The following is a 15,384-nucleotide window of genomic DNA, read 5'->3' as shown; positions in this document are numbered from 1 at the left end:
TGTCGATCGGCGATTTTCGCTTACCGTGCGGCATGTCTGGTTTTGCCCGTGCAAGACATCTCGTCTCGGGTGCCGCCGCGCTGGCGTCGGTGCTATGGCTGACTGCAAACTCCCGCGCCGCCGAGCCGGTCGACGTCGAACTGGTGCTGGCAGTCGACGTTTCGCTGTCCATGTCGCCGGACGAGCTCGAAATCCAGCGTCATGGCTATGCGGCGGCGCTGACGCATGACGATGTCCTGCAGGCAATCGGCGAAGGCGCTCATGGCAAGATTGCCGTCACCTATGTCGAATGGGCTGGCGCGACCTGGCAGCAGGTCGTCGTGCCGTGGACGGTGATCGCCAATCGTGCCGACGCCGAGCGGCTGGCAGCGCAGCTTTCCGCTCATCCGCCGGCCAGTGCCAGGCGCACCTCGATCTCCGGCGCGCTGGAATTCGCCAGCGATCTCTTTGCTGAAAGCGGCTTCCAGGGCGTCAAGCGGGTGATCGACATTTCGGGTGACGGCCCCAACAACCAGGGCGCACCTGTCGATATCACCCGCGACGCCGTGATCAAGCAAGGCATCACCGTCAACGGCCTACCGCTGATGACCAGGGGCGGGTTCAGCAGCGCTTACGATGTCAACAATCTCGACCGCTACTACAGCGACTGCGTCATCGGCGGGCCGGGCTCCTTCATGATCCCGGTCAATGACTGGACGCAGTTTCCGGAGGCCATCCGCCGCAAGCTGGTGCTGGAGCTTGCCGGTCCGGCCTCGCCGCAGCGAGCGGCGGAAGAGGCGGCGCATCCGCCATTGGTGCTGGCACAGGACATCCCCGTCACCGACTGCCTGGTCGGCGAAAAAATGTGGCGCGACCGCAGCTGGATGTACGACAGCCGCTGATGGCGGAGTTTGCTGTCGATGGTGACATACCGCAGTGCAGCATCTGCTTCATTGACAAGCCTGCGGGCGTCTGTGACACAATTCTGCATCCGAACGCATAAAAGGGGAACCGACATGAACAGGATCGGAATTCTTGCCGCAAGCTTGACGCTTGCCGTCGGATTGTCCGCGCCGGCGATGGCCGCCACATCGGTCAGCATCGGCATCAGTGGATGGACCGGCTTTGCGCCGCTGACGCTCGCCAAGCAGGCCGGCATCTTCGAAAAGCACGGCCTCGACGTCACCTTGAAGAAGGTGCCGCAAGCCAGCCGGCCGCTCGCCATCGCCAGCGGCGACCTGCAATGCGCCGCCACCACGGTCGAGACCTGGCTGGTCTGGAACGCCAATGGCGTGACGACCAAGCAGATATTCCAGCTCGACAAATCCTACGGCGCCGACGGCATCGTCGCTCGCAACGACATCAAGACCGTCGCCGATCTCAAAGGTAAGTCGGTCGCGTCTTCGGCGCCGGGCACCTCGCCTTATTTCATGCTGGCCTGGGTGCTCAACAAGAACGGCATGTCGACCAAGGACGTGACGGTCGTCAACCTGGAGCCGGATGCGGCGGCGCAGGCGTTTCTCGCCGGCCAGAACGATGCGGCGGTCACCTATGAGCCGTTCATCTCGGCGGTGCGCGAAAAGTCCGACCAGGGCCATATCCTTGTCACCACTCTCGACTATCCGATGGTGCTCGATACGGTCGGCTGCACGCCGGAGTTCCTCAAGGCCAATCCGGATGCGGGCAAGGCGCTTGCCGACAGCTATTTCGAGGCACTCGACCTGATCAAGAGCGATCCGGCGAAATCCTATGAGACGATGGGTGCCGACGTGAAGCAGTCGGCCAAGGAATTCGAAGAGTCGGCCAAATATCTGAAATGGGCCGACAAGGCTGAAAACAAGCAGTTCTTCACCAAGGAATTCCAGGACTTTTCCAAGGCCGCCGGCGAGCTTCTGCTGCAGATGGGTTTGATCAAGGAAGCGCCTGACGTCTCGACGTTGGCCGACACCAGCGCCGTCGCCGACTAACCGCCAGGATTGTCGCCCGGCGGCGGCGCGTGCGCCGCCGCTTTTTCATTCAGATCGAGGACGGTCGAAGATGCCGCGCCCCTTGCATCCGGTCTCGCCGGGCATTCGAACCGTGCTCGGCATTTCGTTCTTCGTGCTGTTCGTGGCGTTCTGGGCGTGGATCACGCTTGGCGGCCACGTCAATCGCATTTTCCTTGCCGATCCGCTGTCGATGGTGGGAGACGGCTGGCGGCTGCTGGTCGAGGACCGCTTCTGGCTCGACATCCTTATCACCATCTGGCGCGTCTTCGGCGGGTTCCTGATGGCGGCCATCGTTGCCGTGCCGCTCGGCATCGTGATGGGTGCCTGGAAGCCAGTGGAGGCGTTCCTGGAGCCGTTCGTCTCCTTCGCCCGCTATCTGCCGGCATCGGCCTTCATCCCGCTGCTCATCCTGTGGGCGGGCGTTGGCGAGCTCGAAAAACTGCTGGTGATCTTCGTCGGCTCGGTGTTCCAGATCATCCTGATCATCGCAGTCAAGGTCGGCGGCACACGGCGCGACCTGGTCCAGGCGGCCTACACGCTTGGCTCGTCCGACAACGGCATCGTGCGGCGCGTGATCATGCCGGCCAATGCGCCGGAGATTGCCGAGACCCTGCGGCTGGTGCTCGGCTGGGCCTGGACCTATGTCATCGTCGCCGAGCTGATCGGCTCGTCGTCGGGCATCGGCTACATGATCATCAACAGCCAGTCGCGGCTGGCGACAGGGCAGATCATCTTCGGCATCATCGTCATCGGCCTGATCGGGCTGTTGTCCGATTTCGCCTTCAAGGCGCTCAACCGTTGGCTGTTTCCATGGAGCCTGGCGTGAGCAAGCTGCTCATCGAAGGCGTCTCGCGCACCTTCGCCGGTGTCGGCGGTGGGCAACCGGTCAAGGCGCTGATGCCGATCGATCTGGTGGTCGCCGCCAACGACTTCATAACCATCCTGGGGCCATCCGGCTGTGGAAAGTCGACGCTGCTCAGGATCGTCGCCGGCCTCGAAGCGCCGAGTGGGGGACGTGTTCTGCTCGACGGCAGGGTGGTGGACCGGCCCGGTCCAGACCGCGGCATGGTTTTCCAGTCCTATACGCTGTTTCCGTGGCTGACGGTCGCCGAGAACATCGCCTTCGGCCTGCGCGAACGTGGAATGGCCGAGCACGAGCGCAGCGAAATCGTCGCTTCTTACGTCGATCTCGTCGGGCTGAGAGGTTTTGAAAACCATTGGCCGAAGCAGCTTTCCGGCGGCATGCAGCAGCGCACCGCGATTGCCCGGGCACTGGCCAACGATCCGGAGATCCTGCTGCTCGACGAGCCGTTCGGCGCGCTCGACAACCAGACCCGCGGGCTGATGCAGGAACTGCTTCTCGGCATCTGGGAGCGCCGGCAAAAAACGGTGCTGTTCGTCACCCACGACATAGAGGAGGCGATCTTCATGGCGTCGCGTGTGGTCGTGATGACGGCACGGCCGGGCCGCATCAAATCGGACGTTGCCGTCGACCTGCCCCATCCGCGCCACTACACGCTGAAGACCAGCCCGGAGTTTTCGGCACTGAAGGCGCGGCTGACGGAAGATATCCGCGTCGAGGCGATGCGCACGGCGCAGATATAGTCGGGTCAGCAACGCGCCTGAACGGCTCAGAGACTTCGTAAGTCCTTGATAAGCACGTAAAGATGCAGCGGGTCCGTCGGCGATTGCGCGAATCCGTAGCGCTCGTAAAACGTGCGGGCGCCGTCGTTCTTGGCGTGGACGACGACCGCGCGGATACCTGCAATATCGGCCGCCTGCAAACTGCGCAGGACGGCATCGCGCAACAGTCCGCCGCCGACGCCTTTGCCTTGCCAGTCCAGACCGACCGCAAGACGCGCCAGCAGCATTACAGGCACCGCATGGCGTGCGAGACCTTTCGTCGATCGCTCGGGCGCACCCTCGTATTTAATTTCACCAACGACCAGGGTATAAAAGCCGATCACATCTTCGCCAGAGAGACAATGTAGGTCTGCGAAGCATTGGCTTGCTCGTTTTGGAATGCATAGCGTACGAGAAAGCGATTGAGCGGTTCTTCACCGCAGTCGAACATGTCCACCAAATGCTTGCGGGCCAGTTTCTCGATCTGGAATTCGCTCACGCCGGATCGCGACCGGAAAAGATACTTGGTTCGTTCAATAGGCGCTTGAGGCGGGGAAGATCACGCGTTGGCGCGTCGAGCGCTGCCATGAACGCGACCCATTTTTCGGCGTCGAGATGAAAGCTGCGCCGGTCACATTCGCCAGACAATGTCATGACAATTTCGGCCGCGCGCGCGAAACGTGCTGGATCAAGCCGCCAGAAGCTGCTTGCGGTCGACGCGTTCCTGTTGCGGCGAGCGGGCGTACAACTCGCGATAGCATTTGGAGAAATGCGAGGCGGAAACAAAGCCGCAGGCGACCGCCACTTCGACCACCGGCAACGACGACTGGATCAGCAGGTGCCGGGCGCGGTCGAGGCGGATCTCCAGATAGTAACGGGCAGGGGAGCGCCCCATCTCGGTGCGGAACAGGCGCTCAATCTGCCGGCGCGACAGGTCGACATGGTCAGCGACCTCGATCAGCGAGAGCGGCTCGGAGAGATTGGCTTCCATCAGCTCGATAATGGTCAGAACCTTGGAATTCTGCACGCCAAGGCGGGCGCGCAGCGGCAGGCGCTGGCGGTCGGTCGGGCTGCGCACGCGATCAGTCAGCACCTGCTCGCAGACGCGGTTGACGAGGCTTTCGTCGAAATCGTCGCCGATCAGCTTCAGCATCATGTCGAGCGCGGCGGTGCCGCCGGCGCAGGTGTAGATGTTCTGGTCGATCTCGAAGAGGTCGGCGAAGACATTGGCCTTGGGGAACGCCTCGGAAAAGCCCGGCAGGTTCTCCCAATGGATGGCGCAGCGCTTGTTGGACAGCAGGCCTGCGGCGGCCAGGATATGCGCGCCGGTGCACAGGCCGCCGACGGCAACGCCGCGATTGTACTCCTCGCGCAACCAGGCAAAGGCCGATTTGTTCTGGTAGCGCTCGACATTGATGCCGCTGCAGACGATGGCCATGTTCGGCCGGTCCGGTCCGGACATTTTCTTGCGCTCTTCCTCCAGCGAGGTGTTGACGGCGCATTCGACGCCGTTCGAGGCGCGCACCGGCTTGCCGTCGATGCTGGCGAGCCGCCAGCGATAGGCTTCATAGCCGAGCATGCGGTTGGCCGAACGCAACGGATCGAGCGCCGTCGCGAAGGCGATCATGGTGAAATCGGGGACCAGGAAGAATACGAACGATCGCCGGATCGGGTGCTTTACGACGTTCACGGGTAGATCCTCACGCTGCAATGGCGCGAACAGGATGTCGCGATTAGCATAGCGACATCAGGAAAGACGTTTCCTGTCAATTGGCTAGATGGCAACGGAGCGACTTTATTTGCGACACGGGTCGCAAATGGGCAATCGCTATGCGGCGAAGGACGCGATATGCCGCCGGATCGAGCAAACGAGCCTACGCAGTCTGCGCACACGAAAACGCCGCCTCGGCAAAACCGAAGCGGCGCTGGATCGACTTCGAAGCAGCGCTAGGCTGCTTCCGCCGGGATTGCCGCGTCTCAGGCGACGAAGCCGAGGCGCGCGGCAGCCATGGCACCGGTCTGGCCAGGCATGGTGTTGGCCAGGCGCTGGCGCTCGAGCGCGGTCGTCAGGTTCATTTCGCGACGGGCAAAGAGGCGGGCAAAAAGCTTCATGATCATCTCCATTCGGTTGCTCAGACGGGTCGCCTTCGCTTGATGGAGTGGGGCAGCTCGTTTGTTGATGATGATATAGGCTTACGTGAGGGGAAACTAAATCGCAAAAGCGAAGCACTTGATATGAAAAGCGACACGGAATGCGACAAATTTGGGCATTCTGCCCAGGATTTTCGATTATTTACAATGTGTTGATTGCCAGTGCGGGCTGCTATGCGACTTGCTCATATGCGGCATGCGACGGCGACATGGCTCGGGAAAATTGTTGGAGTACAAACAAAAAGGCCTACCGGGCTGATCTGCGCGGCAGGCCTTCAGCTGTTGATACACACGGTTTACTTTGCTCCAGCCCAGGATCCCACACCATGGCGAGTGCCGGCCTTGGCATCGGCAGCTTCAGGCCAGCCGATATCCTTCTGCAGTTCAATCGGCAGCGCGCGGATGGCGCGTTCCGTCTGGTAGCGGGCACGGGCCTCGCTGAATTCGGTCGCGATCCGACCGATGGATGACAGGATAGACATCTCATTCTCCTTCGCATTGGGCCGGGTTGTCCCGGCACTTGCAGCGTCAGGCGGTACACCGGGTTTGTTTCAGCTTCATTTCGTGTCGATTGCAGGTCCGTGTCATAGTTGTTTCGGGACCACTTCGATGCGTCCTGCCTTCGATGGAGTTGACTATCCTCCCAAACTGATGTTCAATCAAACGAAATGGAATGATGGTTTGCATCAGAAAAATTGAAGGTCGCTTGCCATGAACGCCCCACTCAATCATCCGCTGCCGCTGCTCGATCTCGATGTTCTGCGCACTTTCGTCGCAATCGCCGAGACCGGTAGCTTCACCACTGCGGCCAATGCGGTCTTCCGCACGCCGTCGGCCGTCTCCATGCAGATCAAGAAGCTGGAGGACATTCTCGGCCGCTCGGTGTTCGCGCGCGACGCCCGTTCGGTGACGCTGACCACCGATGGCGAGATGCTGCTCGGCTATGCGCGCCGGCTGCTGTCGATCAATCGCGAGGTGGTGTCGAAGTTCATCATTCCAGACATTGTCGGGGTGGTGCGGCTCGGCTCGCCGGACGATTACGGCGAACGTGTGCTGCCGCATGTGCTGAAGCGGTTCGCACAGTCGCATCCATCGATCGCGGTCGACGTCACCATCGACCAGAGCGTCAATCTGCGCCGGCGCATGGACGACCGGGCGCTCGATATCACGCTGCTCACCAACTCCTACAAGACCAGCGCGATCGGCGCCGAAGTTCTGCTCACAGAGCCGATCGTCTGGGCCGGTGCCAAGGGCGGTTGCGCGCATCTGCGCGAGCCGCTGCCGGTCTCATTGTGGGAAGAGGGCTGTGCCTGGCGGGCAGGGGCATTGGAGGCGCTTGGCCGCGAGGGCCGCAACTACCGTATCGCCTATATGAGCGCGCACACGGCCGGCCAGCGCGCCGCGATCATGGCGGATCTTGCGGTGGCGCCGCTGCCGAAATCCTTCCTCGGCAGCGACATGGTCGAGCTGTGCCCGAAGGACGGCATGCCTGACATCGGCACCTACAACCTCGCCATGGTGGTGACGCCGGACGCCAGCGCGCCGGTGAAGGCAGTCGCCGACCATATCCGCGCGACGTTTGAGATGTTCAGGGAAACTGGGAAGTTCTGAGCCAAACTACGACCTGAGCGGCGCAACCAGATCGCGAGGGGTTCCGTCGCGGTCTGCCCTTTGCAGCGACAACTCTCCTGCCTTGGCATGATAACTGTCAGTTTTGTTGGTCAAGAAGGCCACTATGCTGTCCCGCGCGCGTCGCGCCTCCGGCATGTCGATCAACGGCCAGACATGGAACATGCCTTGCTCGTGGACGACCTCAATTTCGACGCCGGCCGCGCGTGCCTTTTCCGCGAAGATCAGATTGTCGGGGGTGAGCAGATCGCGTGAACCGGTCAGCAGCAGCGTTTTGGGCAGCACCGACAGGTCGCCGTAAACCGGGCTGATGCGCCAGTCGGTGGGATCTATGCCGGCGCTGTAAAGTCGGATCGCCTCGCGGCCGCCGGCAATGCCCAGCCACGGATCGTTGCGTTCGGCCTCATACATTTCTGGGTTGGCGAGCGACACGTCGAGACCGGGCGAAATCAGCACGTGGCGTGATGGCAAGGGCAGGCCATTTTGCGCAGCCATCATCGTCAGCACGACGGCCATGTTTCCGCCGGCGGAATCGCCCATGAAGATGATATCAGTCGCGCTGGTTTCGCCGAACATCTGGCGGTAGACGGCGCCGACCATGCCGAACATGGCGTGAAAATCGTGTTCGGGAGCAATGGGATAGATCGGCACGGTGATACCGAACCCGAGGCGGTCGGCCATGTCGGCGATCAGCCGCCAATGATAGGGTGTGATTTCAAAGACATAAGCGCCGCCGTGCAGGTAGAGAATCCGCCTCCGCTCACCAGCCTGGGGAGCGATCTCGTAGACGGGAAAGCCGTTGATCGTGCGGGTTGTGATCTCCAGGCGTGACCGCAGCGACGCAGGCGGCTGATGGTTTTCCGTCTTGCGCGCATAGGCGATCCAGCGCTGCAGGTTCTCGGGGCTAGAAAACGCCTTCTTGCGGCTGTACCTGAGGACGAACGACACGACGTGGCTTTTGAGACTGGGCATGCAGATACACGGACTTCGGCTGAGCCGACTAAGAGAACCCCCGACTATTTCGAAGATTGTGTCGCCACCAAAAAAGTCAAGATTGATGCAATCTCAACACGGTCGTTTGATCCCAGCTGTCGACAAAACGTCCGGCCATGAAGTCTCTGGCCTACCGGCGCAGCTCAACGCCGCGGCAGCAACGCGGCGCGCAGCCAATTGCTGGGTGCAGCCGGAGCCGCATTGCGGCTCCGGCGAATACCGAGCAGCTTGCATTTGTCGATGAATTTCATCCGCGCTGCATGCCCCATCCGACCGAAAGCTGCCTTTCGCTCGAACGCGGCGACACCGGCCAGCCAATGTCCTTTTGGATCTCAGGCGGCAAGCTGTTGAGGATGCGCAGCGACTTGCGCGCTTCGCGTGTTTTCTTGAAGGCCGCACCATAGCGGCCGAGGCTTTCGAACATCGACATCTTGATCTCCTTGGAGCGTTGCGGTGGCCGAAAACTGTTTCCGCCTGCCGTTCGATGCCGGTTAAATGCTCCGCCTATGTATCTGGCGAATTTCACGAAAACGCGATTTCGTTTCCAGATCGGCGCGATCTGGAAACATTTGCATACAAATGAAAATGGAAGGTCTGACAGCCTAGCGGAGGCGAGTCATCCCCGCCCGCGCCGCGCGGCGTGGCCTTCGCGCGAACGCCGCCGCGGGGCAGCGTCGCCGGCAATGCCGTCTTCGCTCACCGTCTTGCGCGGCGGCAGTTTCACCGCCGCCGACAGCTTGGGAAACGGGTCGATCTTGTTCGGGAGCGCCATGGCATAAACGAAATGTTCCTGGAATTTCGGCTCCAGCGCCGTCTCGATCTTCTCGATCTTGCTAACGGTTTCCTCGATCTCGCGGCGATAGCCACGGTTCAACAGCGCCATGCGGGCGCCGGCGCCGGCCGCATTGCCAACGGCCGAGACCTTGTCGAGGTCGCAATCCGGAATCAGGCCCAGTACCATTGCGTATTTCGGGTCGATGAACGAGCCGAATGCGCCGGCGAAGTGGATGCGGTCGACATGATCGGTGTGCTGCTTTTCCATCAAAAGCTTGGTGCCGGCATAAAGGGCGGCCTTGGCAAGCTGGATAGCGCGCACATCAGTCTGGGTGATGGTGATCTTGGGCTCGCCTTCCTTCAGCACATAGGAGAAGGTGCGGCCATTGGCGACGACGCGAGGCGAGTGGCCGCTCAGCGATCCATCGACGACGCCGTCCTCGGAGATGATGCCGGCGAGATACATCTCGGCGACCACCTCGATGATGCCGGAGCCGCAAATACCGGTGACGCCGGTCGCCTGCACGCTGTCGAGGAAGCCCGGCTCGTCGGACCAGAGTTCCGAGCCGATGACGCGGTATTTCGGTTCCAGCGTTTCAGGATCGATGCGGACGCGCTCGATGGCACCCGGTGCGGCGCGCTGGCCACCGGAGATTTCCGCACCTTCGAAGGCCGGGCCAGTTGGCGATGAGGCCGCCACGACCCGCTGGCGATTGCCGAGCACGATCTCGGCATTGGTGCCGACATCGACGATCAGCATCATCTCGTCCTGGCGGTGCGGCCCTTCCGACAGCGTCACTGCGGCAGCGTCCGCGCCGACATGGCCGGCAATGCAAGGAAGCATATAGAGCCTGGCGCCCTGGTTGAGCTTCAAACCGATATCCGATGCCTTGATGTGCACGGCGCCGGAGACGGCTAGCGCGAAGGGGGCGCCGCCGAGCTCGGTCGGATCGATGCCGAGGAACAGATGGTGCATGATCGGATTGCCGACGAACACGGAATCCAGGATGTCGTTGCGTTGGACGTTGCCTTCGGTGCAGACTTTGTCCACAAGCCCCGAAATGGCCTCGCGCACGGCGACCGTCATGCCTTCGCGGCCGTCCGGGTTCATCATCACGTACGAGACACGGCTCATCAGATCCTCGCCGAAGCGGATCTGTGGATTGGATGTGCCCGACGAGGCGGCGACGCGGCCCGACAGCAACGACACCAGATGCATGGCGATCGTGGTCGAGCCGATATCGCAAGCAAGTCCGTACGCCTCGTTCTTGAGGCCAGGCCACAAAGCGATGACCCGTGCGGTCTCGCTGTCGGTGTCCTTGTGGATGGCGGCGGTCGCGGTCCAGTTGCCTTTGCGCAAAATGCCTTGCACCTGCGGCAACAGATGGAAATCGAAATCGAGGCTCTTGAGGCCCCAGTCCTTCATCAGCGCGATCTTCAGACGGTCGAGGTCGCCGAGCGGCTTGTGCATGTCGGGTTCTTCGATCTCGACATAGCACATGCGGATTGCCGCATCTCGTGCGATGACCCTGGTGTCGGCGTCCTTGCGGATGGTCTGCGCGTTGATGACGGTGTCCTGCGGCACGTCAACGACGAGATCGCCGAGAATTTGCGCCGAGCAGGACAGCCGGCGGCGCTCGGGCAGGCCGCGTACGCGCTCGTAGCGCTCTTCCTTGGCACCCTTGGGCGAGAGGTGATCGTTGGAGGAAACGATCTTGTGCTTGGCGAAATTGCCTTCCTGCACCTCGATCTGGCAACGCCCGCAAGTGGCGCGCCCGCCGCACACGCTCTCGACATAGACACCGAGCTGGCGCGCTGCATCCAGAACCGGCGTGCCGACCGGAAACCGCCCGCGCTTGCCCGACGGCATGAACAGCACGAGCGGATCGGTGATGTTGACGGGAGAGTTCATACGTTCCAGACTTTACTTTCTACGCAGCTCGGGTCTTGGCCACGGCAGCGATGCCGCTGTGTCTCGGTTCCTCCCAAGTCCTGTGCCCCATATCGTGTCGGCCAAGACCTGGCTCAACCCCGGGCCATACGCGCTTCGCGGCCGCCGCGCCTGCGTCCGCCATTGCCATTGCCATCGCCCGGCGCGTTGACCTGCGTCCGGGCGGCAACGGCCTGGCCGCCTTCAGCAGGCTTGTAGTCCTTGTAGGTCCTGATCCAGTTGGTGCAGTTCTCGTCGGTGCCGTTCAGCACGTTGGCGCCGCGCACCGCTTCCATTTCCTGCGGCCGCACCGGGTTCATGATCGCCGAGGTCATGCCGGCGCCGATCACCATCGGGATGAAGGCGGCGTTGATGCCATGACGGTGCGGCAGGCCGAACGAGATGTTGGAGAGGCCGCAGGTGGTGTTGACCTTGAGCTCCTCGCGCAGCCGGCGTAGCAGGGCAAATACCTGGCGGCCGGCATCGCCCAGCGCGCCGATCGGCATGACCAGCGGGTCGACGACCACATCATGCGCCGGAATGCCGAAGTCGGCACAGCGCTGAACGATCTTCTTGGCGACGGCGAAGCGCACATCGGGGTCCATCGAAATACCGGTCTCGTCGTTGGAAATGGCGACGACGGGAACGTTGTATTTCTTGATCAACGGCAGGATGGCTTCGAGCTTTTCCTCCTCGCCGGTGACGGAATTGACCAGCGGCCGGCCCTTGGCGACCTTCAGCGCCGCTTCGATTGCCGCAGTCACGGAGGAGTCGATCGACAACGGCAGGTCGACCAGGCCTTGCACGATCTCCAGCGTCTGCACCAGCAGCGCCGGCTCGGTGGCGTTGGGATCGACTGCAGTGACGCCGGCATTGACGTCGAGCATGGTCGCCCCACAGGCGGCCTGCTCCAGCGCATCCTTGATGACGGTCTCAAAATTGCCGGCGATCATTTCGGCGGCCAGTTTCTTACGGCCGGTCGGGTTGATGCGCTCGCCGATCACGCAGAAGGGCTGATCGAAGCCGATGATGATTTCTCGTGTCGCCGAGGCGACGATGGTGCGGGTCATGAAATCTCTCCATCGTGATATAAAGAGTTCTTTATATCGTTATCTGTTTCTGATCAAGCGAATGCTGACGATTCGCGCTGTCAATGCGCGGTCTTGACCATGTCGACCTGGGTTTCGGTGAGGTCGTCATGCAGTATGTGGTCGAGCCGGTCGGCAACGAGCTGGTCGTCGCGACGGATTTCGCGTTTCCACGGCCGGCGACCCTTCAGCACGCCGGATTCGTCGACGATCTCGGCGACGTATTCTTCCTGGCGGTAGGCCATCACATGGACGCCGGATACACCGGGAATTTCCTTCACCTCATTGATGATGTCGATGCAGAGCTGCTTGCCTTCCTTCTTCTGATCCTGGGCGCCTTCCAGGCGCTTGACGATCTGATCGGGAATGTGAATGCCCGGTACGTTGGAGCGGATCCATTTGGCCGTCTTGGCCGAGGCCAGCGGCCCGACGCCGCACAGGATGAAACATTTCTCGGTATAGCCGAGATCGCGGACCTTCTGCATGTAGGTGCGGAACATCGGTACGTCGAAGCAGTACTGGCTCTGCACGAATTGTGCCCCGGCGGCGATCTTCTTGCCCAGCCGATAGGGCCGGAAATCGATCGGCGGCGCGAACGGGTTGATGGCCGCGCCAAGGAAAAGCTGCGGCGGCGTCGTGAGTTTTCGGCCGGACAGGAATTTGCCGTTATCGCGCATAACGCGGCAGGTTTCGAGCAGCGACATGCAGTCGAGATCGAACACCGGCTTGGCGCCGGGCTGGTCGCCGGCCTGCACGCCATCGCCGGTCAGGCAGAGCATGTTGGCGACGCCCATCGCAGCACCCCCAAGCACGTCGCCCTGGATGGCGATGCGGTTCCGGTCGCGGCAGGCGATCTGCATGATCGGGGCATAGCCCATGCGGGTCAGCAGCGCGCAGATGCCGACCGACGACATGTGGCAGTTGGCGCCGGAAGCGTCGACGGCATTGATGGCGTCGACCCAACCGTCGAAAATCCTGGCGCGGTTGTAGACGTCTTCCGGATCGGCGCTGTCAGGCGGATTGAGCTCGGTCGTCACTGCGAACTCGCCGCGCCTTAGGACGCGTTCCAGCCGGCCGCGCGAGGTGTGGCCGGGCAGGGGATCGAGCGGCAAATGGATGCCGGCCGGATTCTCGTCTGGCTGACGGCCGATCATGCCGACGCTCCGGTCTTCGTAGTATTCCGGGCCGCATTGCGGGCGGCCGCGGCCTGCGCGGTGACCCGCAGCCAGGCGGAGGTTTCGCGCAAGGACTGATCCACCGGCTTCTGCACGTCAAAAATCTTGTCGCCATGCGCCATGTTCTGCGAGCCTTCCCAAGCTTTGACCCAGACGCAAGGCATATCAGGCTCGACCTCGCAATTGCCGTTGGCGCGGACACCGCCGCAAGGGCCGTTGCGCAATTGCTTGGGGCAGTTCATCGGGCACGACATGCCGGTCGAGGAAAGAATGCACTGGCCGCACATGCGGCAGTCGAACATGAAGCCCTTGACGCGCTTTTCGACGAATTTCACGGGCCCTTCGACACGGCTGTAGCCGATGCCCTTCCACAGCGGATGGAGGAGCAGGAACATGTCGGCGAATTTGCCGTAGAACCATTCGAGCAGCCGCGAATGCCGCACAGACCAAAGGCGCACCGCGAAAGAGCGCTGCACACGCCGCTGTGGCGACACGTCGGCCGGCTTGTAGTCGGATTTCGGCGCCGCCTTCTTGACGATGGTCGCCTGGGTTACGCCGGCTCGAGCCGTCGTCGCCGGCATTGATTGGGGATCAGACATTTTCTTTGCCCCCCGCCTTGACCAGAGCGACCAGCCGCTCACGGTCGTATTTCGCATCAAGTTCCTGAAGAGCCTTCTCGGCCTCGGCTTCAAGATCGTCACTGACCGGGAGGGGTTCTGCCTTGCGCCATTCGGCAAGATAGTCGTCGGTGCCGCCAGCGCCGGTGCGCATGGCGCACATGTCGATCGCCTCGGTGAAGCGCAGCGGCAGTTCGCGCTTGGCGTTCTGCCGGCCCTTCTTGACGATGACCTGGGCGGGGATGTCGCGCCAGTAGACGACGATCAGATCGGCCATAATTTCCTGCTCCTGCAGAGCGCCGTGCGTCCAATCGGACGCACAAACGATGCTCTACCATTTAACTCCGCTGCATCGTGCTCTCCGAAGATCGATTCCGATCTTTTGGCCAATGCAGTGGTTTCGAGCATTGCCGGAAGCGCTGTTGGGCTGCTTGTTATGGGACGACGCGGGGGCCTTCAAAAGCGACGCAATCGACGGCCGCGGTTGAAAGCGGAGTTTCTTCCAGCACTGGTCAGCCGGCGCGGCCATCGTAGCTGCCGACCAGCTTCCTGTGGAAGCGCACGTAACCTCGTTCGGTCGTGCGCAAATGCTCCGCGACGATGTCATGGAAGCGCGGCAGGCGGTGGAAGGGAACGGCCGGATAGGAATGGTGCTCGGAATGGTACGGCATGTTCCAAGCCACGAAGCGCACCAGCCTTGTGGTGAAGGTGGTGCGGGTGTTCTCGAGCATGTTGGCGACATGCGGGCACAACGCGTGCTCGGCCAGCAGGTAGGCACGCAAAAACGGCTGTCCGACCAGCACCGGCACGATCCAGACCCACAACAGCAGCGCCGACTGCGCGGCGAGCGATGCGGCCAGCAATGCCGCATAGCCGATCAGGAACAGCCGTGCTTCGGCAACCACCTTGCCGCGGCCCTTTTCCGGCACGAAGCCGTCGCGATTGCGGCCAGCCGCATTGGTTACGATCACGCGGCCCATGGCGATCCAATAGGGGCTGCCGGACAGATAGCGCAGATATTGGCTGACGGTCTCCGGCTTCGGCGCCATCAGTTCGGGGTCGTTTCTCCGGTCGTGCGTGTGGCGGTGATGGGCGAAATGGAAATAGCGGAACCATGCCGGCGGCAGCAGGATCAGGAAGCCGGCCACGGCAGCAACAGCGCGATTGAGCCACGCCGTCCTGAACGCGGTTTCATGGATGGTCTCGTGCAACGGCGTGAAGAAGAAGACGATCAGGACTCCCTGCGGCAAGACGAGCAGCGGCCAGAACGGGATGCGGGCGGCGATCAGCGCGCCCAGCAGGATAACCAGCCCGGCATGGACCGCCAGCCGGACAATGCCTGGCCGGTCAAGCCTGGCGGTGAGGTCGCGACGGTCCTCGACCGAAAGGCCGGCAATGATGGTGCGGTGGTCGATGTCGCTCATGATGCAATGTTAG

At 62.0% G+C, this 15,384-nt stretch carries 19 protein-coding genes; 5 read left to right on the top strand and 14 right to left on the bottom strand.

All coding sequences use genetic code 11. The features are described from left to right. The first annotated feature begins 32 nt into the window (after positions 1 to 32). The 4 genes from NKJ20_RS02005 to NKJ20_RS01990 all read left to right on the top strand — a co-directional run bounded on the left by NKJ20_RS02005 (position 33) and on the right by NKJ20_RS01990 (position 3,572). Positions 33 to 881 carry a DUF1194 domain-containing protein gene (locus tag NKJ20_RS02005; RefSeq protein WP_352454623.1) on the top strand — a complete coding sequence of 283 codons (849 nt, stop codon included), beginning with the start codon at positions 33 to 35 and terminating at the stop codon, positions 879 to 881. 114 nt (positions 882 to 995) lie between these two features. Further along, complete coding sequence (locus tag NKJ20_RS02000; protein ID WP_352742290.1) at positions 996 to 1,946, top strand: ABC transporter substrate-binding protein; 951 nt, start codon at positions 996 to 998, stop codon at positions 1,944 to 1,946. A 70-nt stretch (positions 1,947 to 2,016) separates the two neighbouring features. Further along, a complete protein-coding gene (locus NKJ20_RS01995) occupies positions 2,017 to 2,793 on the top strand; it encodes an ABC transporter permease (protein WP_352742289.1) in 777 nt (258 codons plus the stop codon). After that, the gene (locus NKJ20_RS01990; RefSeq protein ID WP_352742287.1) at positions 2,790 to 3,572 is read left to right on the top strand and encodes an ABC transporter ATP-binding protein; all 783 of its coding nucleotides are present in this window, start codon (positions 2,790 to 2,792) and stop codon (positions 3,570 to 3,572) included. The genes NKJ20_RS01995 and NKJ20_RS01990 overlap by 4 nt, the downstream gene beginning before the upstream one ends. 26 nt (positions 3,573 to 3,598) lie before the next feature. On the opposite strand, the gene NKJ20_RS01985 is transcribed toward NKJ20_RS01990, so the two are convergent. From NKJ20_RS01985 to NKJ20_RS01960, 6 genes are all read right to left on the bottom strand, one after another. Next, a complete protein-coding gene (locus NKJ20_RS01985; protein WP_352742285.1) occupies positions 3,599 to 3,934 on the bottom strand; it encodes a GNAT family N-acetyltransferase in 336 nt (111 codons plus the stop codon). After that, positions 3,931 to 4,089, bottom strand: coding sequence for a hypothetical protein (locus NKJ20_RS01980; RefSeq protein WP_352742283.1), 159 nt, complete (start codon positions 4,087 to 4,089; stop codon positions 3,931 to 3,933). Before NKJ20_RS01980 ends, NKJ20_RS01985 begins: the two co-directional genes overlap by 4 nt. Continuing rightward, positions 4,086 to 4,244: a type II toxin -antitoxin system TacA 1-like antitoxin gene (locus NKJ20_RS01975; RefSeq protein ID WP_352742282.1), complete on the bottom strand. Its 159-nt coding sequence runs from the start codon at positions 4,242 to 4,244 to the stop codon at positions 4,086 to 4,088. Before NKJ20_RS01975 ends, NKJ20_RS01980 begins: the two co-directional genes overlap by 4 nt. Positions 4,245 to 4,278: 34 nt before the next feature. Beyond that, entirely contained in the window at positions 4,279 to 5,217 is a 939-nt protein-coding gene (locus tag NKJ20_RS01970; RefSeq protein ID WP_348625928.1) for a GlxA family transcriptional regulator, read from the bottom strand. A 350-nt stretch (positions 5,218 to 5,567) separates the two neighbouring features. Beyond that, entirely contained in the window at positions 5,568 to 5,702 is a 135-nt protein-coding gene (locus NKJ20_RS01965; protein WP_013894968.1) for a hypothetical protein, read from the bottom strand. Positions 5,703 to 6,037: 335 nt separating this feature from the next. After that, positions 6,038 to 6,223: a hypothetical protein gene (locus NKJ20_RS01960; protein WP_352452109.1), complete on the bottom strand. Its 186-nt coding sequence runs from the start codon at positions 6,221 to 6,223 to the stop codon at positions 6,038 to 6,040. Positions 6,224 to 6,452: 229 nt separating this feature from the next. Here NKJ20_RS01960 and NKJ20_RS01955 point away from each other — a divergent pair, with 229 nt between their 5' ends. Continuing rightward, on the top strand, positions 6,453 to 7,352 hold the full coding sequence (locus NKJ20_RS01955) for a LysR substrate-binding domain-containing protein (protein WP_023676521.1): 900 nt from the start codon (positions 6,453 to 6,455) through the stop codon (positions 7,350 to 7,352). 6 nt (positions 7,353 to 7,358) lie between these two features. Here the strand turns inward: NKJ20_RS01955 and NKJ20_RS01950 are convergent, their stop codons facing one another. From NKJ20_RS01950 to NKJ20_RS01915, 8 genes are all read right to left on the bottom strand, one after another. Beyond that, positions 7,359 to 8,342, bottom strand: a complete 984-nt coding sequence (locus tag NKJ20_RS01950) for an alpha/beta hydrolase (RefSeq protein WP_352742280.1) — start codon at positions 8,340 to 8,342, stop codon at positions 7,359 to 7,361. 268 nt (positions 8,343 to 8,610) lie between these two features. Beyond that, positions 8,611 to 8,793 carry a hypothetical protein gene (locus NKJ20_RS01945; protein WP_023676518.1) on the bottom strand — a complete coding sequence of 61 codons (183 nt, stop codon included), beginning with the start codon at positions 8,791 to 8,793 and terminating at the stop codon, positions 8,611 to 8,613. A 186-nt stretch (positions 8,794 to 8,979) separates the two neighbouring features. Beyond that, entirely contained in the window at positions 8,980 to 11,049 is a 2,070-nt protein-coding gene (locus NKJ20_RS01940) for an ASKHA domain-containing protein (RefSeq protein WP_023676517.1), read from the bottom strand. 113 nt (positions 11,050 to 11,162) lie between these two features. Further along, positions 11,163 to 12,137: a methyltetrahydrofolate cobalamin methyltransferase gene (locus NKJ20_RS01935; protein WP_023676516.1), complete on the bottom strand. Its 975-nt coding sequence runs from the start codon at positions 12,135 to 12,137 to the stop codon at positions 11,163 to 11,165. A gap of 80 nt (positions 12,138 to 12,217) precedes the next feature. Next, the gene (locus NKJ20_RS01930) at positions 12,218 to 13,309 is read right to left on the bottom strand and encodes a methylenetetrahydrofolate reductase (protein WP_023676515.1); all 1,092 of its coding nucleotides are present in this window, start codon (positions 13,307 to 13,309) and stop codon (positions 12,218 to 12,220) included. Continuing rightward, positions 13,306 to 13,929 carry a methylenetetrahydrofolate reductase C-terminal domain-containing protein gene (locus NKJ20_RS01925; RefSeq protein ID WP_352707864.1) on the bottom strand — a complete coding sequence of 208 codons (624 nt, stop codon included), beginning with the start codon at positions 13,927 to 13,929 and terminating at the stop codon, positions 13,306 to 13,308. Before NKJ20_RS01925 ends, NKJ20_RS01930 begins: the two co-directional genes overlap by 4 nt. Continuing rightward, a complete protein-coding gene (locus NKJ20_RS01920) occupies positions 13,922 to 14,224 on the bottom strand; it encodes a virulence factor (RefSeq protein WP_352452105.1) in 303 nt (100 codons plus the stop codon). Before NKJ20_RS01920 ends, NKJ20_RS01925 begins: the two co-directional genes overlap by 8 nt. Before the next feature lie 235 nt (positions 14,225 to 14,459). Beyond that, positions 14,460 to 15,371, bottom strand: a complete 912-nt coding sequence (locus NKJ20_RS01915) for a fatty acid desaturase (protein WP_352707865.1) — start codon at positions 15,369 to 15,371, stop codon at positions 14,460 to 14,462. Between the last annotated feature and the right edge of the window lie 13 nt (positions 15,372 to 15,384).

Source organism: Mesorhizobium sp. M0185, assembly GCF_040322175.1.
Lineage (GTDB): Bacteria > Pseudomonadota > Alphaproteobacteria > Rhizobiales > Rhizobiaceae > Mesorhizobium.
This window is presented reverse-complemented; position numbering and strand designations above follow the sequence as displayed.